The following is a 17481-nucleotide window of genomic DNA, read 5'->3' on the forward strand; positions in this document are numbered from 1 at the left end:
GTCGTGGCAATGGCCGGCCCCGCGGCGCGGGAGGTGCGATGACGAGGACTGGTAGCGACAGCTCGCCGACGGATATTTCGCTCGGCGAGATGCTTCCACTCAGTGCGCGTCGAGCGCCGGAGCGGCCATGTTTCCTTTTCCCGGACGGCAGTTGGCATTCTTTCGCGCGCACCAACAGCCGAGTGAACAAACTCGCCTCCGCGCTACGACGCTTGGGCGTGGTGCGGGGTGACCGGATCGCGGTGTTCGGTCTGGACAGTCATGGCCATACGGAGATCGTCCTCGCCGCGCTGAAGCTAGGCGCGGTGTATGTTCCGTTGAACTACCGACTAACGCGCTCCGAAGTGGACGTGCTGCTGAAAAGGTCCCGTCCGGTAGCGCTGTTTCACGATCAGCGCTACGCCGAATTGCTCGCCGGCGTCACTGAACAGCATCCGGGTATCCGGCATTCGGTCACCATCGACGCCACGCACGGCGAGCAAGCCGCTGAGTTCGAACGTCTGCTCGCGACCGGCGACGATGTTGAACCACCGGTGGTTTCGACCGATCGGGACCCGTTCGCACTCGCCTTCACCTCGGGTACCACCGGGTTGCCCAAGGGCGTTGTGCAGTCGCAGCGCATGATCAAGAACATTGTCTACGCGTCGATCATCGAGTATCGGATGCATCGCGACGACGTACGGTACTGCGCGGCGCCGACCTTCCACGTCTCCGGTGTCTGTGGCCTGCTCTGTGGGGTCTCCTTCGGCTTCACGTCGTTGATCCTGCCCCAGTTCGATGCCGCCACCGCACAGCGGTTCATGGCCAGTGACGAGCTGACCGCGGTGTTCCTGGTACCAACGATGATCAGCAGCATGTTGCAACTGCCGGGGGTGGCCGATGCTGACTACGCGCGGCTTCGGTTGATTACCTACGGCGCCTCGGCGATGTCGCCAGCACTGTTGCGGCGCGCGGATGGACACCTTCGGCTGTGAGTTCCTGCAAGCGTTCGGTGCCGGTACCGAAGCCGGCTTGCAGGCCGTACTGACCCCCGAGGATCACCAGCGCGCGCTTGCCGGCGAGCCGCATATTCTCGGTTCGGTCGGCAAGCCGTCCTATGGCGTGACCATGCGGTTGGTGGACGAGGAAATGCGTGACGTGCCAACGGGAACAGTTGGCGAGGTCGCGACGCGCAGTGATCAGGTGATGGACGGGTACCTGGACATGCCCACCGAAACGGCTCGCGCACTGCGAGATGGCTGGTTCCGTGCCGGTGACATGGGCTACCAGGACGAGCAGGGTTATCTGTACCTGCACGGGCGGAACAAGGACATGATCGTTCGCGGCGGTGAGAACGTGTATCCGATCGAGATCGAGACGGTTCTCGCGGAGCATCCTGCGGTGGCGCAAAGCGCGGTCGTTGGCGTGCCAGACGAACATTGGGGCGAGACGGTACGGGCATTCGTCAGCAGGCGGGCAGGTCGCGATACCAGCGTCGCGGAACTGGCTGACCATTGCGCGCAGCGGTTGGCCAAGTACAAGGTTCCCGCCGAGTTCGTGCTTGTTGACGAGCTACCCATGAATGCGAGTGGAAAGGTACTCAAACGCGAGCTGCGCCGGTGGCCAGAGAACATGCCCGCGGATCCCGCGCGTTGATTCACTTCAGGAGGGCCCGTGACTACTCCCGACAACCCACCGGTCAGCGATCAGCCGGCCGTGCGGGTGAGCACGCCGGAAGAGGGGATCGCACTTGTGCAGTTGGATCGCCCGGAGCGGCTGAACGCGATGTCGGCCGGATTGCTTCGCGAGTTACACGCCGCGCTCGATCACCTTGCCGAGGACACCTCCTGCCGGGTAGTCGTGCTGACCGGGAGCGGGCGCGGCTTCTGCGCGGGGCTCGACCTCACCGCGTTCGATCTCGGTAGCCGCAATGGCGCGGAGCGGAAGGAATCGCCGCAGTGGCGGTTCCGCCGGCAGCAGTACATCGCCAGCCTGGTGCCGAAACTGCGCGGACTGCCGCAACCGGTGATCTCCGCCGTGAACGGACCCGCCGCGGGCGGCGGGCTTTCACTCGCGCTCGCCTCGGATATTCGGATCGCGGCCGAGTCAGCCAGCTTCAACGTGGCCTATGTTCGACTCGGCCTGTCCGGTTGCGATATTGGCACGAGCTGGCTACTGCCGCGGCTGATTGGTTCTTCCCGCGCGTTCGAGCTGTTACTTACCGGGCGGATCATCGACTCCGCGGAAGCCGACCGCCTCGGTCTGGTGAGCCGGGTTGTGCCAGACGACTCAGTCGTGTCGACCGCCCTTCACGTGGCCAGGGAGATCCTGGCCAACAGCCCGATGGGGGTGCGTATGACAAAAGAGGTCATGTGGAGCCAGCTGGAGATCGGCAGTCTGCAGGCGGGGATTGACCTGGAGAACCGCACCCAGATCGTCACCACGCATACGCGTGATCACGATGAGGCGGCGAGTGCCTTTCGGGAACGCCGCCAGCCACGGTTCTACGATCACTGACCCGTACATCAAGGAGGATGTATGGAAGACGCCACCGTAGTCGTCAGCACGGTCGGCCGGATCAGTACCGTGACACTGAACCGGCCAGGCGCGCGAAACGCGATCAGCTCCGCCCTGCTGCGCGAGCTACGCGCAGCGTTCGCGGATGCCGACGCGAACCCCGAGGTCGGCGCGATCGTGCTTACCGGTGCCGACCCGGCCTTCTGTGCCGGGCTGGATCTGAACGAGCTGGGGAATTCCGGCACGAATCTGCGGGTGGCTGATCGGGATGTTCCGGTCGGGCAGCCGTGGCGCACGCTGTCCACTCCGATCATTGGTGCGATCAATGGCGCCGCCGTTACTGGCGGGCTGGAGTTCGCGCTGCACTGCGACATTCTCGTAGCCTCGGAACGGGCACGGTTCGCCGATACACATGCGCGGATCGGAGTGCTCCCGGGTTGGGGGCTTTCCGTGCTGCTGCCGCTTGCCGTCGGCAGGGGGATGGCCAGAAGGATGAGCCTTACCGGTGATTATGTGCCGGCAGACGTCGCACTGCGCGCGGGGCTGGTCACCGAGGTCGTGGCACATCAAGAGTTGCTGCCCGCCGCCCGACGGGTCGCCGAGTCCGTCGTGAGCAACGACCAGGATGCGGTGCGGGCGTTACTGGCTTCATACCGGGAAATCGAGCTCGCGTTGTCCAGCGGCGGTACGGAGATCGAGGCGAGGACCGCGCGGGAGTGGCTGGCCAGAGGCGATCCCAGCGCACGTGTCGCGGCACGTAGGGATGCGGTGGTCGCTCGTGGTCGCGCGCAGTACGAAGGGCAGTCCTTGCCGGAAAAGTAGCTCTGGTATTCCAAAAAGGACTTGACATCTACGTCATATATGGCAGGCTGAGCTCGTCGATCCGGAAGCGCCTTCCTGGTGCCGGATTCATTCGATCGTTCCGCGCAGCTCAGGGTGAGCGCCAGATAGCTAGTCGCGTCCTGTTGTCGCTTTCCGTAGAAAGGGTCGCAGCATGAAGAGGTGGGTAGCTACATCGCTTCTTGGGGTGATCGTGTTCGCTGGTACCGCCTGCACGCCACCGGAGTCGCCGAGTGAGCCACCCGCCGAACTGGCTCGCAATCCCGAGTTGCGTGGCGATCCGGTGGTTGTCGGGGTGCAGAGCCCGCACGACGGCCCCGCCGCCTATCCACAATCGACCTATGGAGCCGAAGCCGCCGCGTGGTACATCAACCACGAACTAGGCGGAATCGACGGTAGGCCGGTCGAGATGGATATCTGTCGTGGCGATGGCAGCCCAGAGACCGCGATCAACTGCGCAAACGAGTTTGTCCGAGCCGACGTTCCCGTGGTGTTCGACGCCTACGACGGGGAAAGTGTCGGGCCGATGGTACCGGTGATGCGGTCGGCTGGCATCCCGATCGTCGGGTTGCTTGCGGGTCAGGGGGTAGCAGAGGCCAATCCGCTGCCCACCTCCTTCTATTTCTCCGGTCCACTTGAGACAAGCGCGCTGGGCATGGTTACCGTGCTGGACAGGTTGAACCTGCGGGATTCGGCGTTGGCCGTAGACGACAAGCCGGCCTCACATTCTTATGTGGATGATCTGGTACGTCCGATGGGGCAGGAACTCAATGTCCGTGTGAATCCGGTGTACACCGACGTCACGGATATGAACTTCACCGAAATGGCCGCGCTCGAGTTGGTCAACGACCCTGATGTCGCGGGGATCATCTCGCTGCCGGAAGACGGCTGTACTGGGCTGGTGCAGGCGATCCGGCAACAGGGTTACGACAACGCGATCTTCGCCGGATCCTGCTCGCAGTTCATCGACGAGCTGGATGCCGAAGACGCACAGGGTGCGATTATCCAGCCGCGCTTGTGGATTCCGGAATCCAAGAAGCACGCTCCGCCGGAGGTACGGCAGGAACTCGAGGACTTCGAGAAGGCGATGAGCACCGTCGGCTATGGGGATGAGCTGTCCGCGCGGTCATTGTACTCGTTCGCCGGCCTGGTGAACCTGGCGAGGATTCTCGGTTCGGTCGAGCAGGACATCAGCGGCACGACCGTCGCAACCGCGATGCGTGGGCTACGAGATTTCGACACGTTCGCCGGACCCGAGGTGACCTGCGACGGCAGACAGTGGCCGGGTCGGCCAGGCGCGTGCAGCCATCAGGCGATCTTTTTCGAGGTGCAGGAGGACGGCAGCGTCAAGCCGATCGACGATGCCGGTTTCATCGAGCTTGACCCGAATGTCACGGCGAGTCGCTGATGCGATCCGCTGAGGTGGGATGTGGCGCGTGACAACATTCATCCAGTTTGCCGTGCTGGGGCTCGGCCTTGGCGCTGTCTACGTTGGTCTGGCTACCGGTCTGCTACTTGTGCACAGGGCTACCGGCATCATCAATTTCGCGCAGGGCGCGATGGGCATGTGGGGTGCCTATGTGTTCGCCCAACTACAGGTCGACGGGACACTGGTGTTCCCCGTAGGGCAGCTGTATCTGCCAGAACCGCCGGGAGTGGTGCTGTCGCTATTCATCGCGCTGCTGATGGGGCTACTGCTCGGCATCCTGGCGCACTATCTGGTCTTCCGGCCGGTGCGACATGCGCCGGTGCTGGCGCAGGTCGTCGTGTCCATCGGCCTGATGGTCGCCATCCAGGCGCTGGTAGTGATCCGGTTCGGCCCGAACAACATCGCCGTGGACGAGGTGGTGCCAAGGGTGGACATCGCACTTGTCGGTGTGGCGGTATCCGGTCGCGAGCTGGTGATGGCCGTGCTCATGGTGGGACTTGCCGCGCTCGTGTGGGTATACCTGCAGTTCACCAGGGCCGGGTCGGCGACTAGGGCGGCGGCGGAGAACGAACGCGGCGCCGCCCTGATGGGATTCTCGCCGGACCGGCTGGCTGGTTTCGCCATCATGCTTTCCACTGTCATAAGCACGGCAGCGGTCATTCTGGGTAGCTCGATCACGGGGCTGAATCCGGAGAACTACACGCTGATCGTGGTACCGGCGCTCGCGGTGCTGTTGCTGGCGAGGCTCGAATCAATCGCACTGGTGTGCGTTGGTGGGCTCGCCCTCGGTGTGCTGCAGTCCGAGCTGAATCTGGTTTCTACCAGTGAGTGGTGGCCAACCTGGGCAAAGTCGGGTCTTGACCAGGTCGTGCCGTTCCTGATCGTGATGGTCATCCTGTTCGCGTTCGGTAAGCGGTTGCCGTCGAGAGGAAGCCTGCAAACCGTGCGGTTGCCGGATGTCACGCTACCTCGCATACGTCTGCTACCGGCGGTACTTCTGATTGGCGGCGCGGCGCTGGCGGTGAGCCTCACTAGCGGCCAGATCCGGTTTGGGATCACCAGCTCGATGATCATGATGCTCCTTGCTCTGTCCTATGTGGTCATTACTGGCTACCTCGGTCAGATATCGCTGGCGCAGTTGGCTTTCGCGGGCGCAGCCGGATTCACGCTGTCGAAGATCGCTACGGCATGGGGGCTGCCCTTCCCACTTGCCGTTCTCCTGTCGTCGGTAGTGGCCATCCTGCTCGGCATGCTGGTCGCGCTGCCGGCTTTTCGTATTCGTGGAGCCCAGCTCGCCATCACGACGATGGCGGCGGCGCTGGCCATAGAACGCTTCGTGTTCGGAAACTACAGCCTCACCCCACCAGAGGGAAATCCGATCGCCGAGCCGATGATCGGCGGTGTGAACTTCGCGGTGCGCGAGGGTAGGGACCTCGCCAGGCTGGAATTCTCCGTACTGGTGCTCGTCGTCGCGGCACTGGCCGTACTGTTGTTCATCCGCCTTGCCTCCGGCGATACCGGACGAGCTTTCCTCGCGGTCCGCTCGAACGAGCGCGCCGCGGCGTCCGCGGGTATCAACGTGCGGATGACGAAACTCATCGGGTTCGGGCTGTCCGCGTTCATCGCGGGACTGGCCGGCTGTCTGATCGGTTACAGCCACGGGCAGCTGTCCGCGGAGTCCTTTGAGGTGTTCGTCGGGTTGCAGATCCTCGCGGTTGCCTATGTTGGCGGTATTACCTCCTTCGGCGGAGCGCTCGTTGCCGGACTGATCGCGCCGCTCGGCATCCTCTATGTCGTCCTGCACCAGCTTTTCGAGATGGGCAACTACTACGCCCTGATCACCGGAATCGGCTTGATGATCACCGCGATCCTGCATCCGTCGGGGATCGCAGGGGAGGTGCACCGCGCTATCGCGGCGCTGCGCCGAAAGCAGCGGGGTGGCCCGGCTGGTGCGGGAACGGCGGACGCGGCGGCGGAACCGGGTGATGACCCCAGTCGGAAGGATCCGAGTCATGCCAGTTGAGGCCGAGGCGGGATTGCACGCCAGTGATATCACCGTGTCCTACGGTGGCGTCCTGGCAAACGACCGCGTCACGCTGGACGTGACACCCGGTCAGGTGGTCGGGCTGATCGGTCCAAACGGCGCGGGTAAGACAACGTTCGTGGACGCGGTCACCGGCTTCACCGCCGCCGAAGGGCAGGTGTGGTTGGCTGGGACGCGTCTCGATGAGTTGGCGCCTCACCACCGACGTGCGGCTGGGCTGTCCCGGACCTGGCAATCCGGTGAGCTCTTCAGCAACCTCACGGTCGCCGAGAACATCATGGTCGCCGCCCGGCCAGGCGGCCTGCGCCGGGTCTGGCACGACATCTTCGGTCGGCGGGACCGCGCTTCGGATCTCGTGGCCAACGTGTTGCGGACCGTCGGACTGGCGGATGCCGAGGAGACGATCGCCCGCGATCTGACGCTCGGCCAACAGAAGTTGGTGGGTGTCGCGCGCGCGATGGCAGGCCGGTGTGGATTGCTGTTATTGGACGAACCAGCTGCCGGATTGGACAGCGCGGAAAGCGCGGCGTTCGCCGAGCGGTTACGTGCGATTGCCGCCGACGGGCCCGGTGTCTTGTTGATCGACCATGACATGTCGCTGGTGCTCGGCGTATGCGACCGGGTGTACGTGATGGAGTTCGGAAAGGTCATCTTCGCTGGGACACCCGCGCAGGCACGACGCGATCCGGCCGTCGTGGCGGCATACCTGGGAGTGCCGATGGAGGCCAGCCATGACTGAGGAGTTGTTACGTGCCGAGCGGACGACGGTGGGTTACCACGGTGTGCCCGCGTTGCGGGACTTCTCGTTGTCCTTGTCCGCTGGCGAGATGCTCACCCTGCTCGGGCCGAACGGCGCCGGCAAGACCAGCGCGCTGCTGTCCCTGGTAGGACTACTGCCGCTGATGGACGGCCAGGTAACCGCGCTCGGCAAGCCGGTAGGCAAGCGGTTCCCGCCATACGCGCTTGCCAGGGCAGGGGTGTCGCTGGTTCCCGACGATCGTGGACTGTTCCCCGGGCTGACCGTGCGGGAGCATCTGCGGCTGGCGCGCCGGCGGCCGAGCAAGGCGCGGGAAGAGGCGGTTTTCGAGCGATTCGCGGCGCTGCGATCGCTGCGAAACCGACAGGTTGGTTTGCTTTCCGGCGGCGAGCAGCAGATGCTCGCGATCGCCAAAGCGCTGCTCGCCGAACCGAAAGTGCTCATGGTCGACGAGATGAGTCTCGGGCTGGCGCCGAAGGTGGTGCAGGAGATGTTGCCCGCGATTCGCGCCATGGCAAGGGATGAGCAGATCGGCGTACTACTGGTGGAACAGCATGTCGAACTCGCGCTGTCGGTGGCTGATCGGGGAATCATCCTCAATCATGGTCGAACGGTCCTCGCCGGACCGGCAGCCACTTTGCTTGACCGCCGGTCCGAGGTGGAGTCGGCCTATTTCAGCTCGGCTGAGTCCGTGGAGCCGCACGGTCGATAGCCGCCAACCCCGCTCTGCTCAGTGTCCTGGCGCGTTCGCCGCGCTGACCGTGCCGGTGGATCGACGGACGAACAGCGAGGTGAGTACGGCTAGTAGGCCGATGCATCCCGCGACAATGAACGCGAGGTGCAGGCCATCCGCGTCCGGACCAGGACCCGTCGTGCTACTGCCGAGGGACGCGACGGTGACGAACACGGCGGTTCCGAACGCGCCGGCGACCTGCTGCAGGGTGGCCAGCACCGCGCTGCCGTGCGAATGGAGATGGTCGGACAGTGAACCAAGCGCCAGCGTCATGAGTGGCGTCATCATCAACGCGAGCCCGGTCATCAGCACCATGTGGTAGGCGACAACGGTCCCCATCGAGGAATCCGGGCTCAGCGTGGTGAACAGCCACAGCCCGCCTGCCATCGCCGCCGCGCCGGGTATCACCAGCGGGCGCGGTCCGACCCGGTCGAACAGTGCACCGACCGGCCGGCCGAGTAAGCCGAGCAGGAGACCGCCCGGCAACACGGCGAGCCCGCTTTCGAAGGTGCTCCGGTCCAACACCGTCTGGAGGTACAGCGGCAGCAGGATCGAGGCGACCCCGAGCAGGCACATGAACAGCAGGCTGACCAGCAGCAGCGCCACGGTGAAGTTGTGGCTCGTGAACACCTTCAGATTCAGCAGCGGTCGATCCTCGCGCTCCAGCCGGATCTGTCGCCAGGCGAAAACCGCCAGCGCGGCGAGACCGACGACGATCGGTAGCCACGGTGGCACGAGGTGTTCGCCCGCGCCGGATTCGCCGATCGAGGCCAAACCATAGAGCACCCCACCGAAACCGATAGCGGAGAGCAACACGGAGAGCACATCCAGTGGCACCGAACGGGTTTCGCTGTCCAGCCGCAACCAGCGCGCGCCGATGACGAACGCGATGATCGCCAACGGCAGTACGATCCAGAACATCCAGCGCCAGCCGAGCGAGGAGAGCACCGCGCCGCCGATGGTCGGGCCAAGGGCGGGTGCCACCGCGATGACAATCGAGATCGTGCCCATGGTGGCGCCACGCCGTTCCGCGGGCACCAGACGCATGATCGAGGTCATCAGCAGCGGGACCATCACCGCGGTACCGCAGGCCTGCACGATCCGACCGCTGAGCAGCACGGGAAAACCGGGCGCGAGCGCGGAGAGCAGGGTGCCCGCGCTGAACAAGCCCAGCGAGGCCAGGTAAATCTGCCGATGGGAGAACCGTTCGAGCAGGAACCCGGTAATCGGGATGACCACGGCCATGGTGAGCAGGAACCCACTGGTCAACCATTGGGCCGTGGTGGCGGATACCTGAAGGTCGACGGTCAGGTCGCGGAGCGCGACGCTCAGGATCGTCTCGTTGAGGATCATGACGAAGGCGGAAGCAACCAGTACGCCAATAAGTAGTCCGGCTTTCGGGTGGCCCGTACTCCGATCTGTTCCCGCTTCCTGGACGCGGGACGTGTCGACCATGGTTACCTTTCGGAGGAATTCGATCTGCTACGGATTTCGATCTGCTTGGGCCGCGCGGCATGGGAAGCCCACGATCCAGATTGACACAAAGTGAACGTTTCTCGCGACGGAATTACTCCCGAGGTGATCGGGGTGACACCGAGCCAGCTCGTCAGTTGATCCACTGTAGACAGTCAATGTGTTCTGGATAACAATCAAACGTATCGACGTATGTTAGATTGTTCGCATGCGGGACGATCACTGCGACTTGTTGTGCATTGACTTCGACCATGCCGAAGGGCTGCGTGCCGAGCTGCCCTCGGACGAGGTGCTTGCTGGTCGGGTGGCCAGGTTGCGGGCACTGTCGGATACGACTCGACTGCGCATCGGCTACGCCCTTGGTGCGGGCGGCGAACTGTGTGTCTGCGACCTGGCGTGGATCGTGGGTTCCTCCCAGGGGCTGGTCTCGCATCACCTGCGCCAGCTGCGTTCGGCCGGCCTTGTCGAATCACGCCGAGACGGCAAACTCGTCATGTACCGGCTCAGCGCCGCCGGCGGGCACCTGTTGCGCGTCGTGTCAGTGGGCGCGGCGGAGACCGACCCAGTATGAGGACCGACCCAGTATGAGCCCGAGATGAGCGCCGACTGCTGTGCTGACGAGGCTGCCGACGAGCCGCGCCGGTTGTGGCGGACACCGGGTCTGATCCTGGCCGTTGCTGCTGGGTTACTGCTCGGTGCGGGATTGCTCGCCGGCTGGTTCGGTGCCGTACTCGCCGAGTCGCCGTTACTGGGACTGGCCACGGTCGCCGGCGGTCTGGCCTTCGTCCCCGGCGCCCTTCGGGCACTGTGGCACCGCCAGCTTGGTGTCGGCACGCTGATGACCATAGCGCTGGTTGGCGCACTGCTGCTGGGTCAGCTGACCGAGGCGGCGATGCTGGCCTTCCTGTTCTCCATCAGCGAAGCACTGGAAAAGTACTCGCTCGCGCGGACCAGGCGTGGGCTGCGCTCCTTGCTGGCGCTGGTGCCCGAACGAGCGCGGGTAGTACGGGACGGTCGAGATGTCGTGATCCCGCCGAGCGAGCTGCGGGTCGGCGACCAGCTGCTGGTCCGCGCCGGCGAACGAGTTGCCAGCGACGGCGTGGTGCGCGCCGGTCGGTCCAGCGTGGACACCGCGGCGATCACCGGCGAGTCCATGCCGGTCGAGGTCGGCAAGGGCGATGACGTGTTCGCCGGATCGATCAACGCGCACGGCGTGCTGACCATCGAGGTGACCACGACGGTCGCGGACAATTCGCTGGCGAAGATCGTGCGCGTCGTGCGGGACGCCCAGCGGCGCAAGGGGAACCGGCAACGGCTCGCCGATCGGCTCGCTCGTCCGCTCGTGCCCGCGATCATGGTGCTCGCCGCGCTGGTTGCCGGGCTTGGTGCCGCGTTGGGCGATCCAGCTACCTGGGCCGAACGCGCACTGGTCGTCCTGGTCGCCGCGGCGCCCTGCGCACTGGCGATCTCGGTGCCGGTCACGGTCATCGCGGCGGTCGGCGCGGCCTCCCGGATCGGCTTGCTGGTCAAGGGCGGAGCGGCGTTGGAAACCCTGGGCGCGGTGCGAACCGTAGCGCTGGACAAGACCGGCACGCTGACCAGCAACAACCCGACGGTCACCGAGGTCGTGCCGGCGGAAGGTGTCTGCGCCGAGCGGGTGCTCGCGGTGGCGGCCGCGCTCGAGGCGCGTAGCGAACATCCGTTGGCCAGCGCGATACTCGCGTCGACCACCGAGCCAGTCGCCGCGGACGAGGTGACCAGCGTGCCGGGGGCCGGGCTGTGCGGCACGGTAGCGGGCACACCCGCGCGGCTCGGGAAACCGGGCTGGATCGACACCGATCTCTTCGCGGCGGAGGTGTCCCGCCTGCAGGACGCGGGTGCCACGGTTGCCGGCGTGGAACACGACGGCGTCGTACTCGGTGTGCTTGGTATTCGGGACAATCTTCGTCCAGAGGCAGCCGAAACGGTGCGGGCGCTGCACGGCGCGGGGCTGCGACTCGCGATGCTAACCGGGGACAACCAGCGCACCGCCAAGGCGCTGGCCAGGCAAACTGGTATCGACGACGTCCACGCCGGACTCTTGCCCGCGGACAAGGCGGCGATCGTGGAGCGCCTTGCCGGGCCAACCGCGATGGTGGGTGACGGCGTCAACGACGCGCCGGCACTGGCCACCGCCGATGTCGGGATCGCCGTTGGCGCGATGGGGACCGATGTGGCGATCGAAACGGCGGATGTCGCGCTGTTGGGTACCGATCTACGGCACCTGCCGCAAGCGCTGTGGCACGCGCGCCGCGCACGCGCGATCATGCTGCAGAACATCGCCCTGTCCGCGGCCATTGTGCTGACCCTGGTACCGCTCGCCGCCGTGGGCATACTCGGGCTGGCCACCGTGGTGCTCATCCACGAACTCGCGGAGGTCCTGGTGATCGCCAATGGCCTGCGCGCAGGCCGGCTGCGCCCGCTGGTTCGTCGTGCGCGAATCGCCAATGGTGCGGTGCCGCGGTGACAAAATTGAGTCGCACTACCCACTCCTGTCCATCTAGCGTGCGCCCATGCTTGACCACGGACAGATACAGGAGTTCGTCGAACGCGGCTTCGTCGTGATTCCTCAAGCAGTATCGGCGGATCTGGTGAGCAGGGCTTCGGTCCAGATCGACGATCTGATCGCAGAGCACCCACCCGGCGAAGCCGTGTGTGGCCCACATTTCTACTTTCCCGACTCGACCGCGGTCCCCGAGTTGCTCGCATTGATGACACAGACCGGGGCATGGTCGTTGATGGAGTCGTTGACCGGCGAAGGTAGCTTGGAAATACCGGCGCAAGTCCAGGTGGCGCTGAACATTCCACCATTTTCGCACCGGCCGGGTGGACACCACATCGATGGCTTCCCGCCCGAGCCCGACGGTCGGCCAGGAACGTTCACGATGCTGGCCGGTGTCTTGATGTCTGACCAGCTCGCTGACGACGCTGGCAACTTGTGGGTATGGCCGGGCACCCATACCACCCACGCCGAGTATTTCCGCGAACATGGACCCGACGCCTTCTTCCGAGCGGGAGGCTATCCGCCAATCCAACTTCCTGAGGCAGAACAGATCCGTGGCAAGGCCGGAGACCTCGTGCTCGCGCACTACTTGCTGGGACACAACATTGGTGGCAACACCGCCGCGGGTACGCGCCGCGCCGCGTACTTCAGAATGAAGTGCTCAGGCCACGACGCACACTGGCGTGAGTTTTTGCAGGACCTCTGGTTCGACTACCCGCCCGTCAGGACGCTGCTGTCCACATGACGGCGCGTCAGCTAGCGAGGATCGTCGGCTGACTCGGTCGGCTCGGTGCCAGATAACTCCGTAGTCAGTGGGGTCCACGCATCGCCGAGCTCATGCATCCGTTTCAGTTCAGCGAAACCGGCGAACCAGCCGGCTTCGTGCTGGGCGGCGCTGTCGCGCTCTTCATCGGTGTAGCCGCTCTGCACGAACGTCAGGTACGTCTTGCCTTCGGCGCCGGCCAACTCCCAGTGCACCACCGCGCCCTCGTCGTCCCGATAGGACAGTCGGGAGCCCGGTTCGAACGCGAAGATCTTCCCGTCGACGCCTACCGTCATTCGGCCGCCGATACGCGGCTCGACCTCGGCTTCCCAACCGAACCAGCGGGCGATCCGCGCGGGGTCGATCAGCGAGGCGAACACCTCCGCCGGGGTGGCATTGACAGCGAACTGGGCACGGATCTCTGGAGAGCGTCGTGGACCGAAATCCGCCCGCGGGGTGAGTTCCCGACCTTCGGCGTATTCGGCCAGGTTCGCCAGCGCCAGCCCCCAGAACGTGTGCATGGCGTGCCGCCCGTCCCGCCGCCCGCGTGGTGCCATCAGCTCGGCCAGGGTTGGCAGGTTGTCCTGGCGCAGGGTGAGGATGGTGTGGCCGTCGTCGGCAGCGCGGAGCCGGAGGTCGACGTTCGTTGACTGGCCGTCCAGCTCCCAGCTGAAGCTCAGCCGGCTGTCCCGTTCGACTGCCCGGAGCCACTGTCGTGGCTGATCTCCCTGTGGGGTGTATCGCCCCCAGAAGCCGAACCTGTCGTGTTCGACCGCCACGTCCACGTCGGCGGCGAACCAGGCGCGCAATTCGTCGGCTGTGGTCAGCGCGCGATACACCGCACTGGGCGGCGCGGCCAGCCGTGCCTGAATCGCCAGTACGTCACTCATGATCATGCTCCTTCGGATAGCAGGCCACGGCCAGCCGGAAGCGGTCGCCAGTGGCGCCACCGTGCCTGCGGAACAGGTCCTGCAGCGTGCCGCGCAGGTCGTCCAGGAACTCCTGGCGATTGCCGGCGGGTAAGTGGATCTCCCCGGATATCCCCAGGGTCGGGAGCTCGTCCGCTCGCTGGTCCAGCTCGACCAGGTCGCTCTGCACGTCCTCGAGCAGGTTGAGTAGGTAACCGAGGCTCAGCTCGTCCCGCGCCTTGCGGACTCCGATGGTGCCGACCAGCCGCGGCGACAACCAGTAGGACTGAGCGCTCGCCTGGTAGATGCCCTCGTGGATACCGCGCACTTTGCGTTCGGATACCTGCGTGACCAGCTCGGCCGCCAGCAGCTTCTTGACGTGGTAGTACACCCGCTGGGGAGTTTGGTCCAGTGCCGCGCCGATCTCCGTGCAGGAGCGGGGCTGGGCCAGCTGGCGCAATACCTCGACCCGTTGCGGCTTGAACAGGGCCTCGGCCTGCTCGAAGCGGTCAATGTACAAGAGTTCTTTCATGGCGAATCAAGTTTTTATGTAAAACACCTCTTTGTCAATAAGTCCAGCGCGGATACCCGGCGCGGGTGGTGTCGACGAAACTGGGGACAATGACAGTTGCCACCGGGGATAATCGGTTCCACGACCATCGAGCTATGGGAGAACGTCGTGCCGCCCGGGGCGCGGCAGTGATCAGGTGACACCGAAGGAGATCCGTTGAGTACGCAAGTCGAGACACGGGAGTTTCAGGCCGAGGCTCGTCAGTTGCTGCAGCTGATGGTGCACTCGATCTACTCCGACAAGGACGTGTTCCTTCGTGAGTTGATCTCGAACGCCTCGGACGCGCTGGACAAGCTGCGGTTGGAGTCGTTCGCGGACAAGGATCTCGACGTCGACCTGAGCGACCTGCACATCGAGCTGGTCGCCGACCCGCAAGAGCGCACGCTGACGATCCGGGACAACGGCATCGGCATGTCCAGGGATGAGGTGGTCAACCTCATCGGCACGATCGCCAAGTCGGGCACCGCCGAGCTGCTCGGCAAACTGCGCGAGGCCAAGGAGTCGACCGACGCGGCAGGCGTTCAGGAACTGATCGGTCAGTTCGGCATCGGCTTCTACTCGGCGTTCATGGTTGCTGACACGGTGACGGTGTTGACCCGCAAGGCTGGCGAGACCACGGCCACCCGCTGGGAGTCCTCCGGTGAGGGCAGCTACACGATCGCCACCGAGGACACCGCGCCGCAGGGCACGGCGGTAACGCTGCACCTCAAGCCCGCTGACGCCGAGGACCGGCTGTTCGACTACACCCAGGTGTCCACGATCCGCGGCATCGTGCAGCGCTACTCCGACTTCATCAGCCACCCGATCCGGATGGAGGTGGAGCGGACGAAGGATGAGGAAACCGTCCGCGAGGTGGAGACACTGAACTCGATGAAGGCGCTCTGGGCCCGCCCGCGTGGCGAGGTCAGCGACGCCGAGTACCACGAGTTCTACAAGCACATCAGCCATGACTGGGCCGATCCGCTCGAGACGATCCGGCTCAGTGCCGAGGGCACCTTCGAGTACCAGGCGTTGTTGTTCATCCCGTCCCGCGCGCCGTTCGACCTGTTCACCAGGGACGCGAAGCACGGTGTGCAGCTCTACGTCAAGCGCGTGTTCATCATGGAGGACTGCGCTTCGCTGATGCCGGAGTACCTGCGGTTCGTCAAGGGTGTGGTGGACGCGCAGGACCTCTCGCTGAACGTGTCGCGGGAGATCCTGCAGCAGGACAGGCAGATCCAGCTGATGCAGCGCCGGCTGGCAAAGAAGGTGCTCGCCACCGTGAAGTCCTGGTTGGACAGTGATGCCGAGGCCGACGCGGAGAAATACCGATCGTTCTGGAGCGAGTTCGGCACGGCTGTCAAGGAAGGGCTGGTCACCGACGCGGACAACCGGGACGCGATTCTCGGCATCGCTTCCTTTGAGTCCACGAAGGCCGAGGGCCAGACCACGCTGCGCGACTACCTCGAGCGGATGCCCGATGACCAGGAGCACATCTACTACCTCACCGGCCGTTCCCGCGCCGTTGCGGAGAACTCTCCGCATATGGAGGCGTTCCGGGACAAGGGCTGGGAGGTACTGATCCTGACCGATCCGGTCGACGAGATGTGGGTCGATGCGGCAGGCGAGTTCGACGGCAAGAAGTTCCAGTCCATCGCCAAGGGCGAGGTCAACGTCGACAAGGACGCGGACAAGGACCTCGAGCAGCAGCGCGAGGAGGAATTCAGCGGTCTGCTCGGTTGGCTCGGCGAACAGCTCGCCGAGCAGGTGAAGCAGGTTCGGTTGTCCGCGCGGCTGACCACCTCGCCGGCCTGCATCGTCGGCGACGAGCATGATCTGACGCCACAACTGATCCGGATGTACCAAGCGATGGGCCAGCCGTTGCCGGACATCAAGCGCATTCTTGAGGTCAATCCGGACCACGCTCTGGTCAAGGCACTGCGGGAAGCGCACAGCGAGCGGCCGGACGACCCGAAGCTTGCCGAGGCCGCGGAGCTGCTTTACGGCACCACGGTGCTCGCCGAGGGTGGGGAACTGGCCGACCCGCCTCGATTCGCCCGGCTGCTCGCCGACCGGCTGGCCAGCGGGCTCTGACGAGCCAGCGGCGGACTGGTCTTCGTGCCGGTCCGCCGCGTCCCGCTGCCATCCGGCACACTGTGCCGAATGGCCGATGAAGTGGGTTCCGCCCCACAGTACGACGAGTTCGCCGACGAATTTCTCGACCACGCGCGCGATGGCTTCTACAACGCGCACTACGACCGGCCAGCCTGTCTGGAACTCCTCGGTTCGGTCAGCGGCCGAACCGTCCTCGACGCGGCATGCGGGCCCGGCCTGTACGCCGGGGAGTTGGTGGACAGGGGAGCGAAGGTAGTCGGCCTGGACAACAGCCCGCGAATGGTCGAACTGGCGCGCGACAGTGTGCCGGCGGCGGAGTTTCGCGTGCACGATCTCGCCGATCCGCTCGACTGGTTGCCGGATGATTCGGTCGACCTGGTGCTTTTCGCGCTCGCGCTGGAGTATCTGGATGACCGGGTGAGCGTGCTGCGGGAGTTGCGGCGGGTGCTGCGCCCGGACGGCGCCCTCGTACTGTCCCGGATGCATCCCACCGGCGAATGGTTGCGCCATGGCGGCAACTACTTCGAGCCACGGGTGGTCGAGGAGGTGTGGAGCATGGGCTGGCGAGTCCGGCAATGGCTCGCGCCGCTCGAGCAGACCTGTGCCGAGCTGTCCGCGGCCGGCTTCTTGCTCGAGCGCCTGCGCGAGCCGCGCCCCCGGCCGGAATCGGCCGAGTTGTACCCCGAAGCATACGCGCGGCTGACTCAGGAACCCGCCGGATTTCTCGCCATTCGGGCTATTCCGGACCCGCGCGACTGAGCCCGCTGGCACTCCACGGTTCCGGTGCTCAACCGAACTTCCGGACAGCGAGGTCTCGGTTCTCGACGTGCG

Annotated in this window: 16 protein-coding genes; 13 read left to right on the forward strand and 3 right to left on the reverse strand. The window is 65.1% G+C overall.

What is annotated here, in order from left to right; genetic code table 11:
- The first annotated feature begins 38 nt into the window (after nt 1-38).
- From EV191_RS18125 to EV191_RS18160, 8 genes are all read left to right on the forward strand, one after another.
- Entirely contained in the window at nt 39-974 is a 936-nt protein-coding gene (locus EV191_RS18125; RefSeq protein ID WP_132878286.1) for an AMP-binding protein, read from the forward strand.
- Nucleotides 955-1635 carry a class I adenylate-forming enzyme family protein gene (locus EV191_RS30835; RefSeq protein WP_132878287.1) on the forward strand — a complete coding sequence of 227 codons (681 nt, stop codon included), beginning with the start codon at nt 955-957 and terminating at the stop codon, nt 1633-1635. Before EV191_RS18125 ends, EV191_RS30835 begins: the two co-directional genes overlap by 20 nt.
- Nucleotides 1636-1653: 18 nt before the next feature.
- Nucleotides 1654-2496: an enoyl-CoA hydratase/isomerase family protein gene (locus tag EV191_RS18135; RefSeq protein ID WP_207894574.1), complete on the forward strand. Its 843-nt coding sequence runs from the start codon at nt 1654-1656 to the stop codon at nt 2494-2496.
- Nucleotides 2497-2517: 21 nt separating this feature from the next.
- Nucleotides 2518-3318 (forward strand): enoyl-CoA hydratase, encoded by an 801-nt coding sequence (locus tag EV191_RS18140; RefSeq protein WP_132878288.1) that lies wholly within the window; start codon nt 2518-2520, stop codon nt 3316-3318.
- 172 nt (nt 3319-3490) lie between these two features.
- Nucleotides 3491-4744 (forward strand): ABC transporter substrate-binding protein, encoded by a 1254-nt coding sequence (locus EV191_RS18145; RefSeq protein WP_132878289.1) that lies wholly within the window; start codon nt 3491-3493, stop codon nt 4742-4744.
- Between the two features lie 28 nt (nt 4745-4772).
- Nucleotides 4773-6788, forward strand: a complete 2016-nt coding sequence (locus EV191_RS18150; protein WP_132878290.1) for an ABC transporter permease — start codon at nt 4773-4775, stop codon at nt 6786-6788.
- Entirely contained in the window at nt 6778-7548 is a 771-nt protein-coding gene (locus EV191_RS18155; protein WP_132878291.1) for an ABC transporter ATP-binding protein, read from the forward strand. Before EV191_RS18150 ends, EV191_RS18155 begins: the two co-directional genes overlap by 11 nt.
- Entirely contained in the window at nt 7541-8278 is a 738-nt protein-coding gene (locus tag EV191_RS18160; protein WP_132878292.1) for an ABC transporter ATP-binding protein, read from the forward strand. Before EV191_RS18155 ends, EV191_RS18160 begins: the two co-directional genes overlap by 8 nt.
- Nucleotides 8279-8296: 18 nt before the next feature.
- Here the strand turns inward: EV191_RS18160 and EV191_RS18165 are convergent, their stop codons facing one another.
- Nucleotides 8297-9754, reverse strand: a complete 1458-nt coding sequence (locus tag EV191_RS18165) for a DHA2 family efflux MFS transporter permease subunit (protein ID WP_132878293.1) — start codon at nt 9752-9754, stop codon at nt 8297-8299.
- Between the two features lie 226 nt (nt 9755-9980).
- On the opposite strand from EV191_RS18165, the gene EV191_RS18170 reads away from it, so the two are divergent.
- Genes EV191_RS18170 through EV191_RS18180 form a run of 3 tightly spaced genes read left to right on the forward strand, consistent with a single transcriptional unit; the run spans nt 9981 to nt 13059 of the window.
- Complete coding sequence (locus EV191_RS18170; RefSeq protein ID WP_132878294.1) at nt 9981-10343, forward strand: ArsR/SmtB family transcription factor; 363 nt, start codon at nt 9981-9983, stop codon at nt 10341-10343.
- 24 nt (nt 10344-10367) lie between these two features.
- Nucleotides 10368-12278 (forward strand): heavy metal translocating P-type ATPase, encoded by a 1911-nt coding sequence (locus EV191_RS18175; protein ID WP_132878295.1) that lies wholly within the window; start codon nt 10368-10370, stop codon nt 12276-12278.
- 46 nt (nt 12279-12324) lie between these two features.
- A complete protein-coding gene (locus EV191_RS18180; protein ID WP_132878296.1) occupies nt 12325-13059 on the forward strand; it encodes a phytanoyl-CoA dioxygenase family protein in 735 nt (244 codons plus the stop codon).
- Between the two features lie 11 nt (nt 13060-13070).
- On the opposite strand, the gene EV191_RS18185 is transcribed toward EV191_RS18180, so the two are convergent.
- Entirely contained in the window at nt 13071-13967 is an 897-nt protein-coding gene (locus EV191_RS18185) for an SRPBCC family protein (RefSeq protein ID WP_132878297.1), read from the reverse strand.
- Nucleotides 13960-14517, reverse strand: coding sequence for a winged helix-turn-helix domain-containing protein (locus EV191_RS18190; RefSeq protein ID WP_132878298.1), 558 nt, complete (start codon nt 14515-14517; stop codon nt 13960-13962). The genes EV191_RS18185 and EV191_RS18190 overlap by 8 nt, the downstream gene beginning before the upstream one ends.
- 195 nt (nt 14518-14712) lie before the next feature.
- Between EV191_RS18190 and htpG the strand changes: the two genes are divergently transcribed.
- Together htpG and EV191_RS18200 are read left to right on the forward strand one after the other, a co-directional pair.
- Nucleotides 14713-16629 carry a molecular chaperone HtpG gene (htpG, locus tag EV191_RS18195; RefSeq protein WP_132878299.1) on the forward strand — a complete coding sequence of 639 codons (1917 nt, stop codon included), beginning with the start codon at nt 14713-14715 and terminating at the stop codon, nt 16627-16629.
- Between the two features lie 69 nt (nt 16630-16698).
- A complete protein-coding gene (locus EV191_RS18200) occupies nt 16699-17409 on the forward strand; it encodes a class I SAM-dependent methyltransferase (RefSeq protein WP_132878300.1) in 711 nt (236 codons plus the stop codon).
- The last annotated feature ends 72 nt before the right edge of the window (nt 17410-17481 follow it).

Origin of the sequence: Tamaricihabitans halophyticus (genome assembly GCF_004340875.1) — a bacterium.
Lineage (GTDB): Bacteria > Actinomycetota > Actinomycetes > Mycobacteriales > Pseudonocardiaceae > Tamaricihabitans > Tamaricihabitans halophyticus.

What these genes read in the sequence shown, in the direction of transcription:
- EV191_RS18125 (WP_132878286.1), top strand. Translation starts at nt 39, where the DNA reads ATGACGAGGACTGGTAGCGACAGCTCGCCGACGGATATTTCGCTCGGC.
- EV191_RS30835 (WP_132878287.1), top strand. Translation starts at nt 955, where the DNA reads ATGGACACCTTCGGCTGTGAGTTCCTGCAAGCGTTCGGTGCCGGTACC.
- EV191_RS18140 (WP_132878288.1), top strand. Translation starts at nt 2,518, where the DNA reads ATGGAAGACGCCACCGTAGTCGTCAGCACGGTCGGCCGGATCAGTACC.
- EV191_RS18145 (WP_132878289.1), top strand. Translation starts at nt 3,491, where the DNA reads ATGAAGAGGTGGGTAGCTACATCGCTTCTTGGGGTGATCGTGTTCGCT.
- EV191_RS18155 (WP_132878291.1), top strand. Translation starts at nt 6,778, where the DNA reads ATGCCAGTTGAGGCCGAGGCGGGATTGCACGCCAGTGATATCACCGTG.
- EV191_RS18160 (WP_132878292.1), top strand. Translation starts at nt 7,541, where the DNA reads ATGACTGAGGAGTTGTTACGTGCCGAGCGGACGACGGTGGGTTACCAC.
- EV191_RS18165 (WP_132878293.1), bottom strand. Translation starts at nt 9,754, where the DNA reads ATGGTCGACACGTCCCGCGTCCAGGAAGCGGGAACAGATCGGAGTACG.
- EV191_RS18170 (WP_132878294.1), top strand. Translation starts at nt 9,981, where the DNA reads ATGCGGGACGATCACTGCGACTTGTTGTGCATTGACTTCGACCATGCC.
- EV191_RS18175 (WP_132878295.1), top strand. Translation starts at nt 10,368, where the DNA reads ATGAGCGCCGACTGCTGTGCTGACGAGGCTGCCGACGAGCCGCGCCGG.
- EV191_RS18180 (WP_132878296.1), top strand. Translation starts at nt 12,325, where the DNA reads ATGCTTGACCACGGACAGATACAGGAGTTCGTCGAACGCGGCTTCGTC.
- EV191_RS18185 (WP_132878297.1), bottom strand. Translation starts at nt 13,967, where the DNA reads ATGAGTGACGTACTGGCGATTCAGGCACGGCTGGCCGCGCCGCCCAGT.
- EV191_RS18190 (WP_132878298.1), bottom strand. Translation starts at nt 14,517, where the DNA reads ATGAAAGAACTCTTGTACATTGACCGCTTCGAGCAGGCCGAGGCCCTG.
- EV191_RS18200 (WP_132878300.1), top strand. Translation starts at nt 16,699, where the DNA reads ATGGCCGATGAAGTGGGTTCCGCCCCACAGTACGACGAGTTCGCCGAC.